Consider the following 18,229-nt stretch of genomic DNA (forward strand, 5'->3'; position numbering starts at 1 on the left):
TTCATTCTTCCCAAAACAGATCATTAAGCGTTCTGGACAACGCCTTGCAAATAGCGAGGCATAAACTGAGCGACGGATTGTACTTGCCGAGTTCGATGAGTCCGATCGTTTGTCGGGACACGCCCACAAGCTGGGCCAATTCATCCTGGGACAGATCCTTTTCTACCCGGGCCATTTTCAATTTGAGATTTTTCATGTGTATGGCCCCTTTCTTCAAGAATCCAGAAGATCATTATCGGAAGCTTTTTTGCTTGCCTTGTTGGCCAATGAATGGGAAGCTGCAAGAATCCCGATAAAGAACGGTAAGTAAATCATGAGCGAAACCATAAAGACAATAAAGAAATACCAGACCTGCGTTGAAAATAGGCCGTCTCCGTAAAGAATTGCACTGCGGATGCCAAAGAACAAGGAGATCGCCAGGCCGGTGGCGAGGCCGGACAACATGTTTTTGCGGCTGTACGTCATTTTGCTCCGGTTGTCATGCGCTTCGACCTCTTCGTAATAGATCCCGAGTGTTACGGTCCTGATAGTGTAATACAGACTGCCCGCCGTCACGATCACAAGCTCGGTTATAACGGACTCCAGATCACTCCGGAACACGAGCCATTTCAACAGTAAGGAAAGATTACATATAACCATGATCAGAATGAAGGCCTCTCTGAATATTTTGTTCTTAAGATGGAGAATGCGCTCATCATCGACTCTTTTTTTGCCAAACCACTTCATCATGCTTAAAACCCCTTTCAAGTGAATAATATTCTTTTTATGGGAAGGTTATGGTTGGATTATAATATATATAACCACCAAAATGCAATATATATATTGCAAATTAGTTAATATAAATTACAAAAATGGGACTGAATCAAATGATGTCGGACAACCTTTGGTGCAGGAATTTGCGGTCTTTTGCAGAATGTAAATAACGCAGCATCTATAAACCTGTATCATCACAGGGTTGAGAGGAGTTCATCATGTTGAATATCGATTTAACGGGAAAAATCGCGCTGGTTACCGGAGCCACAGGGCAGTTGGGCAGAGTCATGGCCCGGACATTGGCTCAGTGCGGAGCGAAAGTAGCCATCCATTATATGAATAATGCAGGCAAAGCACATGAACTGCTCCAGGAGATTGAAGAAGCCGGGGGACAAGCCATGATCGTTCAAGGCGACATTACGAAAAAAGAGCAGATCGAGAGCATGAAGGTACAGATTCAGGAGCAGCTTGGTAATCCCGATATCGTAGTCGCGAATGCCGTCGTACAATACGGCTGGACTTCAGTCCTGGAACAGGCACCGGAAGATTACGTCAGCCAGTTTGAATCCTGCGTCATGCAGAATGTCTTGTTGGCCAAAGCATTTATTCCGGCTATGATCGAAAAGGGCAGAGGCCGGATGATCGGCATCAATACCGAGTGTGCGATGCAAAACTTTCCTAACCAATCCGCCTATACGGCAGGAAAACGCGGAATGGACGGCGTGTACCGCGTGCTAGCCAAAGAGGTTGGTGCGCATCAGATTACCGTAAATCAGGTTGCACCGGGATGGACAATCAGCGAAAAAGATCGCGGCGCGGACGATCTGCATGATGCCGCTTACGTAGACCAGGTACCTCTGAAGCGCAGGGGCGAGGATCAGGATATCGCGAATGCGGTTGCTTTTCTTGCCTCGGATTTGGCCGGCTTTATTACCGGGGCCTATATTCCTGTCAATGGCGGGAATGTGATGCCGGCGATCTGATTCATCCAAATGACATAAAATCGTAAAGAACCTTGGCTCCCTTATTGGGCGGGAGTTGAAGGTTCTTTTTTATTGTGAATTTTGCATATGCCATTTTTCGACATGATTCCCCTTTTTCCACCTCTTCCTTATATAGTAAAAAATTGTTATCATGAAACAAATAAAGGGTTTGGCCAAGCCAGGTCTGTCTGAAATAGTTAAAGAGCGGGATCAACGTGAGGAGTGAGAATATGATAAACTCTGCCGGCCAAGAGGAACAACTCAGGGACTCAGTTGTCTGGATCAAGAAATTGTCGAATTCCGCTTTTGAGATCGATTCGAAGGGAACCATCCTTGCTTGGAACGGGGGGATGGAGCAGTTGACCGGGATCGGAGCCGCCAAAACCCTCGGTATGCCTTGCAGGGAACTTTCCTTGTTTTGCGATGCCCGGGGCCGCTGCGTTTGCGATCAGGATTGTCCGATCCATCAGGCGGCCAAAACGATGGGAAGTTATCTGGGAAAGCGCCATGTCTATTTGAATGCCCGCAACCGGGCCATTCCCGTATCAAAGACGGTTTTTATCAGCCGAGGATCGGAGTCGACGGACCGGGTGGTTCATGTGGTGCTGGAGCGAGTGCAAGGGGGAAGGCCATCTTTTGGCCTGACTCCCAGTGAGATGCGGGTTCTAAAGTATATGTGCCAAGGGTACTCGACGGAAGAAATTGCATCCGGGATGAGCATCACCTACAACACGGTACGCACCCATATCCGCAATGTACTAAGCAAGCTGGGCGTCCACAAAAGGACGGAGGCCGTTTCCCTGGCCATGGGGGAATATGCCAAACCGCTCTTGGAAAGCGAAGGCTGGGGTTAAGGTTGCTGGAATAAAGTTGCTGGATTAAAGTTACTGGATTAAAGTTACTGGATTAGGCCTTAGGCTGGTTATGACTTTATTGCGCTGTCGCGGTGCTTTGCATTGTTGGGTGCTTTGTGTTGCGCTGCGATGTGTGGTGTTTTGCGTTACGCTGCGTTGTTGGGGTGCTATGTGTTGCGTTATTGCAGTGGTCTCTGTGTTCTGCTGTCGCGGTGCTTTGAGGTTTTAATCTCGATGCATTTTAACTGTCGGTGTGTTGCGTTCGAACGACCTTATGGCGCAGCCCGAATTCTAACGGACACAGGAGCCGTTAAACGAGGCAAATTTGGCCTTTTGAAACTCTAACGGACACAGGAGACCTTATTCGCACACATTGGGCTGAAAAATTGCCGATTGAGTAGATTTAAGGTCTCTGTTGTCCGTTAGAATTTATTGTGAGGCATTTTGGGCGGATTAACGTCCCTGGTGTCCGTTAGAATTTTGCGATTGTCCGCCGATACAAGTGAAGTAACCGAACCCGAAGAGTAATGAAGAAGCCCGGGCCCCTCCTTGAGGGGCTATTTGGTGTCCGCTAATTTTAGTCCCTGCAGCTTACTGTCATTTACACCTCTGCAAACTTCGTTCCTGTGTTTTCACGTACGCCACAGCAGATTTGCTACTGCAAATTACCACGTACGCCACAGCAGATTTGCTACTATAAATTACCACGTTCACCCCCGCAAACTTCGCTCTGCACTATTACCGCTTCGCCCCAACACATCTTCGTCCAGTATAATTTCACGTTATCCACCCGCCATTTCACTTTCGCATATTCTTTCGTTCTCCCCAGCACTTTTTCATTTCCGATATTTTCATCCCCATCTACTTCAAATGGACGATGAGCGGAAAAAGAAGGTGTGTTACTTTGAAATCAGCTGGAGCAAGGTTGGAGAAATATGGCAGTCAACTGACGGAAGGAGGATAAGCTTGTGAGTGTGCTTGCAACGATTCAAGACGAATTTAAAGCCCCTTTCTATCTGGTATGGGAAATTACGCTGCGGTGCAATGCCAAGTGCGTGCATTGCTATTCCGGAGCCGGATTGGCTCATCCGATGGAGTTTTCGACGGAGGAGGCGTTGTCCGTAGTCGATCAGCTTGCGGATGCCGGCGTTTTGATTTTGGGATTGTCCGGAGGGGAGGCGCTGCTGCGCCCCGACTGGATGGAGATTGCTTCCCGTGCGAGCGGGCGGGGGATGATGGTGTCAGTGGGTACGAACGGAGCGGTCATTAACGACGCGATGTGCGGGAAACTGAAGCAAGCGGGAATCCAGAGCGTTTGCGTCAGCATCGACGGAGCGACGGCGGAGGTGCATGAACAGGTCCGCGGCGTGCCGGGATTGTTCAACAAAGCGGTAGAAGCCGTGGCATGTCTTGTGCGCAATGGAATCAGCGTGACCGTAGGCTATACGCCGACGAAGCTGAATTTCCGGGACGGCAGAAACGTAGTGAAGCTGGCGGCGGAGCTCGGGGCCAACGGAGCGAATCTGTCGGAGTTTATACCGACCGGCCGGGGAGACCGTGATTTGGCTCTGTCGCCGGAGGAATTAAAAGGCGTGATCGAGGAATGGATCGAGATGCAGGAGGAGTACGCCGGCAGAATGAAAATCTACTGGCATGATTGCCGGGTCGCTTTGATGCTGCCGCCGAAAGAAGGCGCTTTTTACATCGGCTGCGGAGCCGGGCGGGTAACGGCAAGAATTACGGTGGAAGGCAATGTGACCCCTTGCGTAACACTGCCCATGGCGGCAGGAAACTTGAGGGAATCTACGTTTGACGAGATTTGGAATCATTCCCCGCTGCTTGCCGGCATTCGCGACCGCAAGTCCAAAACCGAAGGGAATTGCGGAACTTGCGAGCACAAATTTGTTTGCGGCGGCTGCCGCTCGGCCTCGCTGGCCTATTATGGAGACCCGGCGCTCGGCGATCCGTATTGCTGGATCGTACCGGAAATCGCCGCGGCATTATAGGAGGAAACCGTGATGAGCAATATCAATTCGAACAGTGTAGTCAGCCGCACTCCGGGAGTTGTTACCCGGAAAGAGGAAAACCGGAAATTCATCGTATACAATCCTGCGACGGATGAGATTCATCTGCTGCAGCCCGTTGCCCATGCCATTTTGAAATTATGCGAATATTCGTGCGAGGTTGATAAGCTGGCGTCGATCGCTTCTGAAGAAATACCCGCCTTGCGCTGCGAAGAAGGGAAAATGGCTGTTTGGAAGCTTCTTGAGCGACTGGAACAGCGGAAACTGGTTTCGATTTCTAACTAACCCTCTCGGTTGGGAAAGGAGGTGAGATCATGGAACAAACCAAAGAATTGCTGTTGGAAACGGCTAGGGCTTCATTATCCGAAATGAAAGAGTGCGACCTGCTTTCGGCTGTGGACTACATGGATATTGTGGATTTGGGCGAGCTGTCGCTGATTGCCTGGCGGGTAATCTGACCGGCGGAAGGGACCTTTCTTCACTGGGGGGTCCTTTTTCTCCATTTATTCTAAGGAGCGATGGCCATGAAAAATAGCGGCTTATTTTTGCGGCGGTTGACTAACGGATTATCCGTAATCGCCATGCCGCAGACAGATGTAGAAACCGTTTCGGTCGGTTTGCTGACAGGGGCCGGTGCGAGGTTGGAAGAACCGGAAGAACTGGGCAGTTCGAGGATTCTTGAATATTGGATTTGGGACGGTTTGTCCGCCGAACTGGCCGATCTGGGGATCCATAAAAAATCCGCTCCGAACATCGAGTGGACCCGATATTGGGCTACTGCTCTCGCTCCCTTTTTTGCGCAGACGCTGCGGACGTTGCTTCAAGCGGTATCAGCACCGGGCTTGCAGGAGCGTTCCTTTGCCGCGTTTCGATCCCTGGCGGCTAATCAGGCGGCAGCTCGTGAAAATGAGCCTCAGGCGTGTACGGCCGATCTGCTCAGACAAGCCATGGGCGGTACGCAACCGATTGCCAGGTCGGCTTATGGCCGAAGCGACGGTTACGGCATTTTGGACCCCGGGACTGTCCGAAACGTTTACGAGCGGTTGTATCAACCGGCTAATTGCGTACTCGCTATTGTCGGGAACTACTCAGAAGATCATTTAGAAAAACTGCTGGATGATTGCCAAGATAATTGGAAAGGTAATACGTCTTCGGCCTGCTTCCCGTCCGAGCAAGCTCCCTTATGGACGCTGGGAATCATCGCCAAGGAACGCGAAGCAAATCAAGCGTATCTGACGCTGGGGATTCCCGGTGTTCCGTATGACGATGCCGATTTTTTTCCGCTCGCCGTTTTGGTTCAGATTATCGGCGGCGGGGATGGGTCACGGCTGTATGAAGAGATCCGGCAGCGCCGGGGGCTCGTTTATCAGATTCGCAGCAGCCTTACTTCTTTCCGCGATGCCGGATTAATGACCATTCAACTGGGTTCCCGGAAGGAGGCGGTGCTGGAGGCGCTGGAACAAATCATCCTGGAATTGTGGCGTCTTGAACGGGATGGCGTGACGGAACCGGAAGTGCAATCCGCCAAAAACCAATTGATTAAGCAGATGGTGATGCGTTCCGAAAGTACGGTTGCCAGGATGAATACCTTGCTGACCTCGGGCTGGTATCCCAAATACCCGCGTACGCTGGATGCCATGCGCCGTTCGATCGAAGAGGTGACGCCAGCGGCGATCTCGGAGGCGATCTCCCGGCATGCATTGACGAATTCCCTTGGCATTGCCAGCATCGGCCCGTTGGCGGCAAGCGATCTTAAGGCGGGAGCGATTCATTGAGGAGGAGATTCCATCATGGAGCAACGTTCGGTTACGCTGCCGAATAAACTTCGGGTACTGCTGCACCGGATGCCGTCCATGGCAACGGTGTCGGTCTGTTTTTACGTGTTGAGCGGGGCCCGCGACGAGACGCCAATTCAAGCGGGGGCCGCCCATATGCTGGAGCATATGCTGTTCCGGGGCTCCGAAGCATTTTCGGAGGAAGACATCCGGCGGGCGATGCGGGAAACCGGCTCGGACATGAACGCTTTTACGGCTTGGGAAGGGACGTGCATATACGCCCGGATGCTGCCCGAGTATTTCGGCAGCCTGTTTCCGGTGCTGGCGGATATGGTGCGTCATCCCAAGCTGAATGCTGCTGACTATGAAGTGGAGCAAAGCGTGGTCCAGGAGGAATTGGCGAGGCAACTGGATGAGCCGCGCAGCGTAATGCTCCATGAGCTTCACCGGATAAGCTTCGACGACAGGATGGGCGGCATTCTGATCGGCTCGAAGGAACAAATTGGAGCTCTGGAGCTTCAAGAGTTACGCGCTTTCCATCGGAGTCATTACGCCCCGGACAATACGCTCGTCATCATTACGGGCGCCTACGAAGAGAAGCAGATCGATGAGGCGCTGGCTTCGCTGGAAGATTGGCTGCCCGGCACAGGCGGTCTAGACGGCCTTCGATCCGAAGAGGCCCCGCAAAGGCGAAGCATGAGCCCGTTATCCGGAGCGGATAGTCGAATCTCATCGCTACAGGCCCCTCTTTTCCGCAAGGGCGCGGGAATTTGGGGATGGCGACTCCCGCCGCTCCAGGGTGCGGAGCATTATGCCGCCCATCTTTTGTGCACGCTGCTTGGCGACGACAATACGCTGGGTTCAAGATTTGAAACGGTGCTGATTCGGGCGAGAATTGCGGAGCAGGCCAATGCGGTATATACCTCTTTTACCGGGGGAGGCATGCTTAAAATTTACAGTGCTTTTCCGCCGGGACAAGAAGAGAAGGTACAGGACATCGTGATGGATGAACTGAGGCGCTTGCATGAAGGAAAAGGGGATCCTGGCGAACTCCGGAGGGCTAAAAATAAAATCAAGACCCAACTGGCGATAGATGCTTCCACTACGGATAGCAGAATGATTTCGATGGCGCAAGCCTGGCTTCCTGGGCGCGAGATGGTTCCCCTGCAGGAAGTGCTGGACAGGATCGAAGCCTTAACGGAGAGGCAACTCGCAAATCTGGCCGGCCGCCTGCTGGAAGAACCGCCATTCCGGGTGATTGCCGGACCGCCGGAACACGCGAAACTTTCATAAAGAAGAGGAGGGTTTTCATGAGTCTCATACTCCGCTATCCGCTGCATATGGTTTGGGCAGTCACGAATCTCTGCAATGCCCACTGCGTTCATTGTTCCTCCAGCGCGGGCTGCCGCTTGCCCGGGGAGTTGGACACGAAAGAGGCTCTCGGCCTGATTGATCAACTGTCCGAATTGGGCGTCGTGGATCTGGCTCTATCGGGTGGCGAGGCTCTGCTGAGGCCTGACATTGACGAATTGATTTCACATGCGGTGAAAAGAAACATGCAGGTCGGACTCGGTACCAACGGCTGGTGGATTCAAAAGGAACGGGCGCATGAGCTGAAGCGGCTCGGTTTGCACCGCGTCCAGATCAGTCTTGACGGACTGGGACCGGTCCATGATCAAGTGCGCGGTTTGCCGGGATTGTTCGAAAGGGCAACCGCAGCAATGCATGCCTGCCGGGAGGCGGGGCTGCAGACGCATGTCTGTTTTACGCCGCACCGGGACAATGTGCAGGATTTGGAGCATGTTATTCAATTCGCCTACGAGCAGGGCATTCATTTGTTCAATCTGTCCCAATTCGTCCCGGTCGGCCGGGGCAGCCAGGCCATGGACCTCTCGGCCGAGAAATGGAAGGAGATTGCCCGCCTTTGGGCGAACAAACGCCGGGAGTATGCCGGCAGAATGAAGTTCACCAGTCATTTGGCGCAGATGGCTCTGGTCGATTCGTCGTTGGCGCGCCAGGAAGCATTCCGCGGGTGCCAGGCGGGGACGGGCCAGGGGTATATTGCCCCGGACGGCACGGTTACGCCTTGCGTGATGCTGCCGGTAGGCATCGGGAACGTGAAGGATAAGCCTTTCCGTGAAATATGGGATGAGTCCTCCGTCATCTCGGATTTGCGCGACCGCAGCAACCTGGGGGGCAAATGCGGAACTTGCGTGATCCGCGAGCGCTGCGGCGGCTGCCGGGGCGTGGCTTACGGTTATTATCAGACGCATATGGGGGAGGATCCGCATTGCTGGCTTCCTCCGGAGGCGGCCCAGGCAAAGGAGCGGATCGACAGCGGTCTTTTGGCCACGTGATCTTGAATGAAGAAATACCGATCGATACCCAAGCTCCAGAAAATAAAAAAAAGGAAGCGATCTTCATGTATTTAACCAGAGAAGAGGATATTCGTTACGTCATTTTGTTGTCCGTGATTCCCGGCAAGGAAATGTCGGAAGATTTGATCCGGGCTCATGTCGGGCATTTGAAGGAACTGGACCGTCAAGGCAGGCTCGTGCTGTGCGGCCCGTTTACTGATTACCGCGGCGGGATGGTCATCATTAAGGCGGCCAGTTACGAAGAAGCGAAGGCGGTTGCCGAAAAAGACCCTTACGTGCAGGCCGGGGTGGAATCCTACGAGCTGAGAACGTGGGAATTATCCTGCGAAGGCAACAATCATATGGGTATGGGTTAAGATGAAACGATTCTTCGCTTCTCTATCCCAATACAATGCCGTGATCTGGATTCGGGTGTTCGGAACCGCTTTATGCGCCACGACTACCTTTATGCTAAGACCGTTTTTCGTTTTTTATTTATCGGATAAGCTGAACGGATCGATCCTGCTCCCGCTGCTGATCGTGGGTTTGCAGCCTCTTGCCGGCATCCTGTTGAGCTTTTGGGGCGGGGGAATCGCCGATCGATACGGGCGCAAGCCGGTGATGTTGTTTGCCCTGCTGATTCAGGGGGCCTGCATGCTCGGCTTCGTTTTTACCGACCAGGTTTGGGAGTTTGCCGTGTTGTCCGTGATTAACGGAATGGGCATGCCAATGTTCCTGCCGGCCGCCAATGCACAGGTCGCTGACGTGGTCCCTCCCGAGAAACGGGGGGAAGTGTTCGCCCTCATACATACCGCGATAAATGTGGGGGGAGCGGTCGGTCCATTGCTGGGGTTGCTTATTTACTCCTGGAATCAAAGCACCGTGTTTTCGGTTTCAGCGGCTTCATTCCTGTTGTTTGCCATGCTGGTGTGGTGGAAGGTACCCGAGACGGTGCCTGCCCGTTCAGTTGAGGATAGTCTGCCGCAGAGAGCGGATTCGCCCAGAGTTACATTCCGCGACCACCGCTTGCTGTACTGGTTTACCTTGTTCACGCTGCCGGTGGGCGTGCTGTATTCCCAAGTGGAGACTACATTTCCGCTACATTTGAAAGAGCATTTCGCCAATGCATCGTCCCTGTTCGCCATTTTGATGACGATCAATTCGGTAGTCGTCGTGGCGGCGATGGTGTGGGTTGCCAAAAAAACGGAGCGGCGTACTCCGCAAATGATGATATTGCTGAGCTATGTCCTGTTTGCCGTCGTTGGCGTCGGTTATGGTTTTGCCCGTCATTTTTATATTCTGATATTGATTGAACTTATATTTACGGTAGCGGAAATCATCGGTATGACCCATCTGCAAAAATATGTCTCAGTGATCGCACCGGCCAACATGCGCGGAAAATATAACGCAATCTTCGGGATGTATATGTCGATTCCCAAACTGCTAAGCCCGCTGTTATTCGGTCTGTTGTTTGAATATTACGGAGGCGGCGTGATGTTCTCGGCTGTTGCCTTGCTGCTGCTATTGGCCGGTCCGGCGCAGTTCCGGCTGATTCAGAATCAGCGGAAGAGGGAAGACGCAGTGCCGCTTCCTGCGGACAATAGACCCGTACTGGCGGAAGCTTCTCAAGGGTAAACGCAACGCGAGTCATAAGACCGTAGGAACGGAGGAGATGGATGGTGCTGACATTATTGTCGGTCAATATCGGACAGCCGGCTAGGCTGGTGTATGAAGGCAAAGAGGTCATTACGGCGATTCAGAAATATCCCGTGCAGCACGATCTCCAACTGACCAAACTTATTCTGGAGGGAGACGCCCAGGCTAACCGTCTTCGTCACGGTGGTCCGAATAAAGTGCTCAGCATGCACTCGGCGGAGCATTACCGCTATTTTTCCAAGGTGCTGAATCAGGATCTGAATTACGGGGACTTCGGCGAAAATATGACGGTCGAAGGAATAACCGAGCACGATGTATGCGTCGGCGATATCCTGACCTGGGGCGAGGCCGTGATACAGGTTTCGCAGCCGCGCCCGCCGTGCCATAAACTGGCCAAACGATTTGCGTCTCCGCAGCTGCCTCTGTGGTTTCAGGAAACCGGATTTACCGGTTTTTACCTGAGGGTGCTCCGGGAAGGCAGGGTGAGTATCGGACAACCGCTGGCTCTAATAGAGAGGGATCCGGCGGGAATCACGCTGGAAACGGTGAACCGCGTTCTCTATCATGACCGGATGAATATGGAGCTGATCTCTGCTATTTTGGCGGTGGAGGCATTGTCGGCAAGCTGCAGAATCACGCTGGAAGAACGGCAGAGAGGGATCGACAACGATACCGAGCGGAGATGGATCGGCGGCTGAAGAGGCGTGATATGACCATGGTTTGATTTGAATATTAAAAGGGTTGCTCTTACGGAAATGATGTTCCGCGGGGCAGCCCTTTTTATGTGTAACGATGCGGAATCCATAATAATGCACCTTTTTTCCATACAAACGCACACCGGATTGAAAGCGCTTTTAATTTAAGATGGAGAAGAAAAAAAACTATAAGATAAAGGAGGTCAAAGCAAATGAAAAAAATCAGGCCGATGATTGCGGGATTGCTTGCCGTATTGTTGATATTGTCTGCATTCCCCGCATATCCGGCACAAGCGGCTGCCGGTGGAACCGGAGCCGGGGACATTCCCGCAGGAAAAGTGATGATCAAGAACAAATGGAAAAGCAATTATTTGTACGAGGATTCGAACGGTATCGTGCGGTATGGGCTCACCAATCCCAGCGACGAGTCGGCTCACTGGATCGTGGTGACGGAAGGCGGCATTTCGCGAATCCGGAACAGCAAGACTGGCAACTACATATCTCTGGCTCGCACGACGCAGCGCAATCAGCCGCTAACAACAACTGAATCGTCGGATACCGCTGCGGAACAATGGATCATAGACAAGTCCAACCGGGACGGGTTCATGGTTGTCCGTAGCGCAAGCGTGCCGGAAGGGAATCTGGTCATTCACGAAGAAGACCAGCTTGGCTTTGCCGAAGCCAGTTCGGACATTAACATTACGTTTGAAAGCCCGCAGTGGGCTTTTATCTCCGTCGATGATGCAGCGGTCCGCATCGAAAGCTTGATGCGCCCCGGGAGTGTCATTTTTGAGCAGGACGGACAAGTCAAACACGGAGTCAAGGCGGCTGACGATCTATCCGCCCAGTGGTTGCTTGAACAGGACGGAAGCGGGAAGATCACCATTCGTAACAAGGCGACCGGACATGTAATTTTGCAGAACGAAACGACCTGGGCGGGGATCTTAACCGGTGATCCCTTACCGGATAAACCGGGCTTAAGTATGTGGAATATGAAGGATGCGACCGGCCAGCCGGGGTTCGTCGTGTTCGAGAACGCAGAAATGCCCGGAAACTATATGAATCCTCAATTCCCGGACGATGATGACGTCCGCTCCAACGATTGGGCGGGCGGAGCCGACGGCGTAAACGCCTTATGGAAGGTCAAACCGGTGTCGGAATTGCCGACGGTCCGGATCGGGGCTTATAGTGATGCCAAAGCGGCCACCGATTTTCTTTATGAGGATAATGGAACGGTGAAACATGGCGCCATTAGCGGCGGAAGCGGGTCTTCCGACGACCGGTATCTGTGGATCGTGGAGGATTATGATACGAGTAAGCGAATCCGGAATGTCGCCAGTAATCATTATTTGAACACCGACGGTAATCACCTGCTGACCGGTCCCGTCAGCGTGACGGATGCGACATATACATGGTCGCTTACGGCATCGGAAGATTACGATGATTATCGAACGATCGAAAACAAAGGACTGCCCGGACAGTATATTTCACTCGGAGCTGGCGATAGCGTGATTGTCAGCGGAGATGCCGGAAGCCTTGGAGCGCAATGGGAAATGATCGATCCGTCCCTGCCGGTGGATGGGTCAGACGCTTACATTCGCATTCAAAATTCCTGGCAGCCTTTTTATCTCTATGAAAACCAGGACGGAACGCTGAAATACGGAAATCCCCGGGAGGACGACCAGCGTGACCAGTGGCTTGTAGTCAAGCATCAGGGACGCAAGTTGTTCCAGAACCGGGAGACCGGGCATTACATGAATATTGCCGATATGCCTGACGGTCATATCCAGGTAACTGCGCTCGCAGATCCCGGAAACGTACCTGAATCCTATATTTGGAGCGCCAAAAACCTCGGCGGCGGTACTTATGTGATCAGCAGCGTGATCGATAAAGTGCCTGGAGAACCTTTCAGCAAATTCATTTCGCTGCAAAATCTGACCAAGTATGCGGAGTACAGCGTCATTAATCCGAATTGGGGCAGTCCGCAGTGGAGATTTATCCCCGTAACGGAGCAGACCAACCCTTATTTCCGTTTCCAATTGAAGAATAGCGGTGGGCTCTACTTAAAAGATTCGGAAAGTGCCCAGTCCGTTGCCGATGCGACATATGGGGCGCCGGACGACTATTCGGTCTGGTTCTTGCAGCAGTCAGGGGGCAGCGGTGCGGTCATTATGAAAAATAAAGGCAGCGGGCGATCCCTGTCCATACAAAATCTGGCCGATGCCCAGGTGGAAGCCGAGGACGAGCCGGCGCTTCCGGTAGAAACCCGAACCGAGGTATACGAGGTCTGGGGAAGCATTAAATGGCTGGTCGAACCTAAGCCGGGAACGGATGAAGTGACCATCAAAAGCGGCTGGACCGGACATTACCTGTATGCAGCCGAAAATGAAGAAGGAAGTCCGGTTTTCAAAGTGAGCAGGGCATCCGGAGCGGGTGAACGGGCTGAAGCTGCTTTTATCGCCGAACCCGTGACGATTCCGGAGCAGCCTATCCCGGATACGCCGGTAAGGATCAAGAGCGTAACGGGCGACTCCTATTTGTATGAAAACCCGGGAGGCGTGGTGCTGTACGGGAATTTGGAGGCGGACAACGGGTATTCCCATTGGACGATTCTCGCACAGGATAACGGTACAATGCTGATTAAGAACCGGGCGACCGGTCATTATCTGACCTTGACCGAAGACTATACGTTTTTGGAGAGCAGCTCCGATTCTCCAGCAGTTGACGGCGCGTCGTCCTGGTCGGTGACGCGGGCGGAAGACGGAGTTAATGTGACGATCCTCAGCCAGTATGGCAATTACGACGACGAATATATCCATGTGCAAAATAATACCGGATATGCGGAGCGCGGGCTTCTCCCGTCCTCCTGGGGCTCGGTGCAATGGAGTCTCGTCCCGGCGCCGGAAGAATTCAAGACGCCCGAGATGGCGGAGCCGCGTAATCTGAATACGGCTACTCCAACACAGGACGATACAAACAAAATCACGATTTCGCCCAAGGATCAAAGCGGTAAAGTCCTGGCCGAATCAGGCGGTAAACTGGTCTACGCCGACGCGGCAAGCGCAACGACGTCCGGCGAATGGCTGATGCAGGATTTCAATGGCCGCCATTTGATCAAGAACATCGTCACGGGGCATTATCTGGCGCTGAATGATAAGAACGCGCCAGCAATTGCCGCGTCCGGCAAATCCTTGGATTCGCAATGGATTGTCGAGGAGAAATTAGGTTACTTCACATTATCGAATGCAAAAGCCTCGGGGAAATTGCTGGACACCGCGCAAGGAGCGGGTTATGGAGAAGGCGCATCCCAAGCGGAAGAATTATGGCGGGTTGAAGCCGTGGCTTCGGACGTGAAGTATCTTGCCTCGGATGCATTTAGCGGCGACAATGTTCTTCGCTTTGCCGCCCATAGTGATCAAGCCGGGGAATACGACGGCATTATCCGCTACCGAAATGTCTCTGGTGCAGAGGGGCGGCTTCAACTTGTCGTCAACGGCTATCTGCAGCAAGAGTTGTCTCTCTCGCAGGAAGGCGGCTGGAGAACGGCTGAGGTGAAGCTGAATTTGCGCAGCGGCATGAACTCGGTTTCGCTGGAAGGTACCCAGGGAGGCCAAGACATTAGGGCCATCGACTCCTTGACGGTGAAAAATAGCATAAACAAAAACTACCGCGGAGCTACTGTGTCATACACCAGTTATGAAGCGGAGGATGGCGAGATTAACGGCACGATCATCGGGCCTTCGCGCAAATTCCGCAGCATCGCTTCCGAGGCTTCCGGGCGTCAGGCGGTGAGCCTGAACCGGAGCGGTGATTTCGTCGAGTTTTCGCTCGCCGAACCGGCCAATTCCCTGGTACTCCGTTATTCGATTCCGGACAGCGCCGACGGGCAAGGCGCGGACGAAACCTTGTCCTTATACGTGGACGGCGTATTCAAACAAACTTTGCGCCTGACTTCCAAGTATGCCTGGGAATACGGCAGCTATCCTTGGTCGAACGATCCGCGTCAAGGCAGCGGACACCGCTTCTTTGATGAAATTCATGCGCTGATCGGCGACGTTCCGGCTGGCGCGGTCATCAAGCTGCAAAAAAATGCCGGCGACCTGGCAGAATCCTATGTCATCGACCTGGTGGAAATGGAACAGGTGGAGGATGCGTATGGAATGCCTGCGGAAGGATTTTTGTCCGTAACCGATTTTGGGGCGGTTCCGAATGACGGCATGGACGATACTGCGGCATTTAAAGACGCCCTGACGGCTGCGGCGAACCAGGGGAAAGGCGTCTGGTTCCCGGAAGGCACGTTTGATTTCGGCGATGAACTGCTGGATCTGGAATCGGCGGTGATCCGTGGCGCGGGAATGTGGCATACGACTTTGAACGGGGCCAAATTTTTGGGGCATGGAGGCAAGGTTGAGGTCTACGATTTGCTGATCGACGGCGGTATTAACGTCCGCGATGACGAAGCCATTACGAATGCATTCCATGGAGCGTTCGGTCCGGGTTCGGTCATCCAGCATGTATGGATCGAGCATACGAAGGCCGGTCTCTGGCTGACCCAGCCGATCGGAGAGACCGCACGCACGAACGGATTGTACATGATGGGACTTCGTATCCGCAATCTGATGGCGGATGGCATCAATTTTGCGGTAGGCACCGGAAACAGCATGATGGAGCAGAGCGACATCCGTTACCCGGGGGACGACGGCATTGCCATGTGGTCGTTCACCGATCCGAAGCTGGGCGAAGTGAACGGAGCGGAACGGACGCCTAGCGTAAACAATACGGCGCGCTTTAATACGGTTGCCTTGCCGTGGCTTGCCGACAATATCGTCGTATTCGGCGGTAAGGACAACAAAATACAAGATAATCTAGTAAAAGATACGGTAACGAACGGGGCGGGCATCGCGGTTTCAACCCGGTTTAATGCGGAACCGTTCGAAGGAACCACGGTAGTGGAACGCAATACGCTGATCCGCACCGGCAGCTACGATACCGGCTATGGCGTCAGCCTGGGGGCGCTGTGGTTATTTGCCGGGGAAAGCAATATGAACGGAAAGATCGTCGTTCGCGACAATGTGGCGAAGGACAGCACGTATTCCGGTCTGATCATGCATGGGGATTTTACGGTGAACGATGTGTTGCTGCAAAATCTGGTTATCGACGGTGCAGGCACCCATGGCGTTGACGTAACGCCGAACCTGAAAGGCTCCGCGACGGTAGACAATGTCATCGTGCGCGGCGACCGGATGAAGATGGTGTCCAATCCGGCGGGGGGATTCATCTTCAAGGAAATTAACCAGGGCTTCGCTTCCGCCAAGCGGCCGGTCGTTGATCCGGGCGTTCCCGAGCAACCAGGAAACCCGGAGAACAACGGCGGAGGCAATGGCAGTGGCAACGGTAGTGGGGGCGGGGGTTCCGTTACGATACCTTCAACAACCGGGACCACTTCCTTCGACGACCAATTGAAAGCGGCTCTTGCATCCGGCCAAAGCCGGATCGAAATTAAAACGGACGATCAAGGAAACGCAAGCTTCAATGCGGGGGCTCTTCTTGCGGCAGCTTCGTCCCATTCTGACGCTATTCTGTCGGTGGTCGATACCACAGCGAAGGCGGAGGTTCGCTTCCCGTTAAGTTATGTGGAAGGCACCTTGAACCAGGCTGGGGTTGGCGATGCCGATCAAGCGGTCGTGAAGTTCAGCTTGACGAAGCTTACGGATACCGAGCAAGCGCAATCCGGCATTGCTCAAGCAGCAGACAAACAAGGCTTTAAGCTGCAGGGAAATGCCGCTGAATTTAAGGTTTCTGTAACAGAGGGCGTAAAAGAAACGCCGATCTCCCGGTATGGTCCGGGAACTGTGGAACGTCTGCTTACGCTGGAAGGAACCTGGAATCCGCAAACTGCGGTCGGACTTCACTACGATCCTTCCACCGGTACGCTCCGTTATGTGCCGGCCTTGTTCCAGGCTAACTCGGACGGATCGACTACGGTTACGTTCAAGACCGACGCAAACGGATTATTTACCGTGGCGTTGAACGAAAAAACATTCTCCGACCTCGCCGGTCACTGGGCAAACAGTGACATCGGGAAGCTTGCTTCCCGGATGATCGTAAACGGCTTCCCGGACGGCCGCTTTGGGCCAGGGCAATCCGTGACGCGAGCCGAGTTTGTGGCGATGCTGGTACGGGCGATGGATCTGCGCAGAGGTCCTGACAGCGGTCGCTTTGGGGATGTGAAGCCGGGCGACTGGTTCCATGAGGCGGCTTCCGCGGCCGCCGAAGCCGGCCTGATTCAGGGATATGCCGACGGAACCTTCCGTCCGAACGCCGCAATCAGCCGCGAAGAGATGGCTGTCATGGCGGCTCGGGCCTTGAAGCTGCTTGATGCGGATGGCGATTTGCCATCAGCCGCTCGTCCTGGCAGCTTCCAGGACGTTGATCGAATTCACGATTGGGCGCGCGAAGACGTGCAAACCCTGCTTGATGCAGGAATTATGCAGGGACAATCGGAGGAACGGTTCGCACCGCAAAGCATCACAAGCCGTGCGGAAGCGGCAGTCGTACTGTCGCGCCTGTTGGTGCGGGGACAGTTTATGAATCCGTGACAAGGCGGAAAATCCATCCGCCGTCGCCAAAAATGAAGAAAGACCGCCGGAGCAAGTTGCTCCGGCGGTCTTTTTGTTAAGTATCTGCTAAGTTTGCGGAGCCAATCTCAAACTAACGGACACCAGGGCCGCTATTGGATCGAAAATGGCTGCTTTGCAAATCTAACGGACACAGAGGCCCTTAACTCACTCCATTACCCCGAAAATAGGCGTTCAACAAGCATTTAAGGGCTATCATGTCCGTTAGAATTTGAAATGCCGTGATTTCGGCGCTTTAAGGGCCGTGGTGTCCGTTAGCCGAGACCAATCGCGGAAGGTCCAATGTGGCTGAGATTGAATCAGCTGTGACGAACCGCCGACCGGAATCCACCCGCCGAGATCAACCGCAGACGAGACCGACCGCCGGATGAGACGCTCGCGACCGAGACCAAACATCAGCCAAGATCAACCGTCGGTCGAGATCGTCCCCGCTGAGACCAACCGCTGACCGTGACCAACCTCCGACCGTGACCAACCTTCATTAGGGATCGACC

Annotated in this window: 14 protein-coding genes; 12 read left to right on the plus strand and 2 right to left on the minus strand. The window is 53.4% G+C overall.

Going from position 1 to position 18,229, the window contains the following annotated elements:
• Position 1: 1 nt before the first annotated feature.
• Both ACLB09_RS20195 and ACLB09_RS20200 read right to left on the minus strand, forming a co-directional pair.
• On the minus strand, positions 2–196 hold the full coding sequence (locus ACLB09_RS20195) for a helix-turn-helix transcriptional regulator (protein WP_410771656.1): 195 nt from the start codon (positions 194–196) through the stop codon (positions 2–4).
• A gap of 17 nt (positions 197–213) precedes the next feature.
• Complete coding sequence (locus tag ACLB09_RS20200; protein ID WP_410771657.1) at positions 214–729, minus strand: DUF6773 family protein; 516 nt, start codon at positions 727–729, stop codon at positions 214–216.
• A gap of 245 nt (positions 730–974) precedes the next feature.
• Here ACLB09_RS20200 and ACLB09_RS20205 point away from each other — a divergent pair, with 245 nt between their 5' ends.
• The 12 genes from ACLB09_RS20205 to ACLB09_RS20260 all read left to right on the plus strand — a co-directional run bounded on the left by ACLB09_RS20205 (position 975) and on the right by ACLB09_RS20260 (position 17,696).
• Positions 975–1,736 carry an SDR family NAD(P)-dependent oxidoreductase gene (locus tag ACLB09_RS20205; protein ID WP_410771821.1) on the plus strand — a complete coding sequence of 254 codons (762 nt, stop codon included), beginning with the start codon at positions 975–977 and terminating at the stop codon, positions 1,734–1,736.
• A gap of 230 nt (positions 1,737–1,966) precedes the next feature.
• On the plus strand, positions 1,967–2,590 hold the full coding sequence (locus ACLB09_RS20210; RefSeq protein WP_410771658.1) for a LuxR C-terminal-related transcriptional regulator: 624 nt from the start codon (positions 1,967–1,969) through the stop codon (positions 2,588–2,590).
• A 968-nt stretch (positions 2,591–3,558) separates the two neighbouring features.
• Positions 3,559–4,596 carry a radical SAM protein gene (locus ACLB09_RS20215; protein WP_410771659.1) on the plus strand — a complete coding sequence of 346 codons (1,038 nt, stop codon included), beginning with the start codon at positions 3,559–3,561 and terminating at the stop codon, positions 4,594–4,596.
• Between the two features lie 12 nt (positions 4,597–4,608).
• Positions 4,609–4,899, plus strand: coding sequence for a hypothetical protein (locus ACLB09_RS20220; protein WP_410771660.1), 291 nt, complete (start codon positions 4,609–4,611; stop codon positions 4,897–4,899).
• 29 nt (positions 4,900–4,928) lie between these two features.
• Positions 4,929–5,072: a hypothetical protein gene (locus ACLB09_RS20225; RefSeq protein WP_181873116.1), complete on the plus strand. Its 144-nt coding sequence runs from the start codon at positions 4,929–4,931 to the stop codon at positions 5,070–5,072.
• Between the two features lie 66 nt (positions 5,073–5,138).
• A complete protein-coding gene (locus tag ACLB09_RS20230) occupies positions 5,139–6,389 on the plus strand; it encodes a M16 family metallopeptidase (RefSeq protein WP_410771661.1) in 1,251 nt (416 codons plus the stop codon).
• A gap of 15 nt (positions 6,390–6,404) precedes the next feature.
• A complete protein-coding gene (locus tag ACLB09_RS20235) occupies positions 6,405–7,682 on the plus strand; it encodes a M16 family metallopeptidase (protein WP_410771662.1) in 1,278 nt (425 codons plus the stop codon).
• A 17-nt stretch (positions 7,683–7,699) separates the two neighbouring features.
• Positions 7,700–8,746, plus strand: coding sequence for a radical SAM/SPASM domain-containing protein (locus tag ACLB09_RS20240; RefSeq protein ID WP_341047988.1), 1,047 nt, complete (start codon positions 7,700–7,702; stop codon positions 8,744–8,746).
• Between the two features lie 65 nt (positions 8,747–8,811).
• The gene (locus ACLB09_RS20245) at positions 8,812–9,123 is read left to right on the plus strand and encodes a YciI family protein (RefSeq protein WP_290407008.1); all 312 of its coding nucleotides are present in this window, start codon (positions 8,812–8,814) and stop codon (positions 9,121–9,123) included.
• A gap of 1 nt (position 9,124) precedes the next feature.
• Positions 9,125–10,381, plus strand: coding sequence for an MDR family MFS transporter (locus tag ACLB09_RS20250; RefSeq protein WP_410771663.1), 1,257 nt, complete (start codon positions 9,125–9,127; stop codon positions 10,379–10,381).
• Between the two features lie 41 nt (positions 10,382–10,422).
• Positions 10,423–11,100, plus strand: a complete 678-nt coding sequence (locus ACLB09_RS20255; protein ID WP_410771664.1) for an MOSC domain-containing protein — start codon at positions 10,423–10,425, stop codon at positions 11,098–11,100.
• Positions 11,101–11,309: 209 nt separating this feature from the next.
• A complete protein-coding gene (locus ACLB09_RS20260; protein ID WP_410771665.1) occupies positions 11,310–17,696 on the plus strand; it encodes an S-layer homology domain-containing protein in 6,387 nt (2,128 codons plus the stop codon).
• Positions 17,697–18,229: the final 533 nt, after the last annotated feature.

It is taken from the genome of Fontibacillus forbon (assembly GCF_046559655.1).
Taxonomy (GTDB): Bacteria; Bacillota; Bacilli; order Paenibacillales; family Paenibacillaceae; genus Fontibacillus.